We start from the raw sequence: 1,639 nt of genomic DNA on the forward strand, positions 1-1,639 counted from the left end.
CGGCGTCCGCGCGGGGTCGTAGCGCAGCGGCCCCGGCCGCGCCGAGATCTTCGGCACGCCCGTGCTCGCGCCGGTCGCCAGCAGGTAGGCGGCGCTGCCTCGGGTCGTCGGCGGCGTGGCCGACGCGATCGCCGGCCCCGGCCGGTTCCCGCCGTCCATCAGGTGCACGTGCCCGTACCGGCGGCCGAGCAGTCCGAACAGGACGTCCCGCTCGGCCGCGGGGGTGGCCGGGTTCAGGGGAAAGACGGGCACCTCGGCCGCGAGCGCCGCCGCGATGCCGGTCGCCGCGGCGAGGGTGTTGGCCGCCTCCACGACGACGCAGGACGGCACATCGGGATCGAGCGCCGCCCGCAGCCCGGCCACCGCGTCCTCCACCGACCCGGCCAGCTCGCCCCACGACAGGGTCTGCTCGGCCAGCTCGGAGTCGAACCCGACCAGGGCCGTCCGACCGGGTTCGGCGCGGGCGACGTCGGTGATCCGCCGGTGCACGGTGAGGGTCATCGCTACCGCAGGATCTCGGCCAGCCGCCGGACGCTGGACGCGGTCATGAACTCGTACACGTCCAACGGCCGGTCGAACTCCGCTTCGAGGGCCGCGATGATGCCCAGCGCCGACAGCGAGTCGCCGCCCAGCTCCAGGAAGTCGTCCGTCGCGCCGACCGGCCGCACGTCCATCTGCGCCGACCAGATCGCCGCCACCCGCCGCTCCACGTCGTCGCGCGGGTCCTCGAACAGGGTGCACCGGCCATCCGCGACGGCCGCCGCCAGCTGCCCGGCGTCCACCTCGCCGTCCGCCACCGGGAGGCGGTCCACGACGAGCACGCCGTTGAGCCCGCAGTCCTCACCGAGCTGTCGCCGCACGTGGTTGCGCAGCACCGGCCCGCTCAGGTATTCGGTCAGCTCGACGGCCGCGATCGTGACGTCACGCCCGTCGTGGCGCACGACGGCGACCCCGGCCCGGCTCACCCCGGGGTGCGCGGACAGGACGTCGGCTATCTCGGCCACGTTCACCACGGGCGTTCTCCTATCAGCAGTTCGGCGACGAGGTCGTGCACCGCGGGTTCGCGCAGCAGGTCGGTGTGGTCCACGTCCAGCACGAGGTGCCGCGCGCCGTCCACGGGTGGCTCGTGCTCCTTGGAGGACACGAACAACGGCGTCCCGGAGCGCGTGTCGAACCGGCCCTGGGCGGCCAGCAGCATGTACTCCACGTAGGCGGTGAACCCGCCGGTGAGCTGCTGCCGGAAGAACTGGTTGAGCGACAGCCGCGCGGCGACCTCGCCCATCACCTCGTCGTACCGGTCGACCAGGGCGGCGGCGATGCGGGGCAGGTCGTCCGGGTGCGCCTCGACCAGCCCGTCCGCCAGGGCGCGCGCGCCCTCCATCTCCGCCGCGGTCAGGTGGTCCGCGGAGGTCTCCAGGGTGGAGGTGAACTGGTGGGACAGCGAGCCGGCCGTGGTCGCCTCGGCGTCGAAGAGCACGGTCACCGGGGCCGGCGCGGACTTGGCGACGGCGTCCGCGACGCAGGTGGCCAGCGACGACCCGGCGCAGTACCCCAGCACCGCGCGCACCGGCCGGCCGGTCGCCGCCGCTTCCGCGACCCGTACGGAAGTGCACACGTCGGAACTCCACTCACGCCGGGA

3 protein-coding genes are annotated in these 1,639 nt (G+C 74.4%); all 3 read right to left on the reverse strand.

Translation table 11 applies throughout. The features are described from left to right. Positions 1 to 501, reverse strand: a 501-nt coding sequence (locus AB0G02_RS39085; protein WP_360805225.1) for a hypothetical protein, incomplete at its 3' end; no start/stop codon positions are given. A gap of 2 nt (positions 502 to 503) precedes the next feature. Further along, on the reverse strand, positions 504 to 1,013 hold the full coding sequence (locus AB0G02_RS39090; RefSeq protein ID WP_360805228.1) for a phosphopantetheine-binding protein: 510 nt from the start codon (positions 1,011 to 1,013) through the stop codon (positions 504 to 506). After that, the gene (locus AB0G02_RS39095) at positions 1,007 to 1,615 is read right to left on the reverse strand and encodes a hypothetical protein (protein ID WP_360805231.1); all 609 of its coding nucleotides are present in this window, start codon (positions 1,613 to 1,615) and stop codon (positions 1,007 to 1,009) included. The genes AB0G02_RS39090 and AB0G02_RS39095 overlap by 7 nt, the downstream gene beginning before the upstream one ends. Positions 1,616 to 1,639: the final 24 nt, after the last annotated feature.

This window comes from Actinosynnema sp. NPDC023658 (assembly GCF_040639995.1).
In the GTDB taxonomy this organism is placed as follows: domain Bacteria; phylum Actinomycetota; class Actinomycetes; order Mycobacteriales; family Pseudonocardiaceae; genus Actinosynnema.